Below are 240 nucleotides of genomic sequence, written 5' to 3'. Positions count from 1 at the left end.
GCCCTTCTTCGTCGTGATACTGGCATCACGGGCACTGGCAGGGAAAAACGAGCCGTCGATGCCGATCGTTTCTCTGCCCACCAGCTCCAGCTCTTGGCACAGCACGACGAAATCACGGTTCGCCGCGCGCAGGGCGTTTCCGTTTACTCGCCAAAACTCAGCGCTGGTGCGGTAGCTCGGGACTAACCCCTCCCGCAACCAGCTCAACTCCAGGTTGCGCCGGCACTCGCGTTCCAGCCG

1 protein-coding gene is annotated in these 240 nt (G+C 62.5%); it reads right to left on the bottom strand.

Annotated elements, in window-relative coordinates:
* Nucleotides 1–240 (bottom strand): transposase (locus E1958_RS20710; protein ID WP_481752907.1); only part of this gene is annotated, 240 nt, incomplete at both ends.

It is taken from the genome of Candidatus Thiosymbion oneisti (genome assembly GCF_004359955.1).
Classification (GTDB): Bacteria; Pseudomonadota; Gammaproteobacteria; order Chromatiales; family Chromatiaceae; genus Thiosymbion; species Thiosymbion oneisti.
This window is presented reverse-complemented; position numbering and strand designations above follow the sequence as displayed.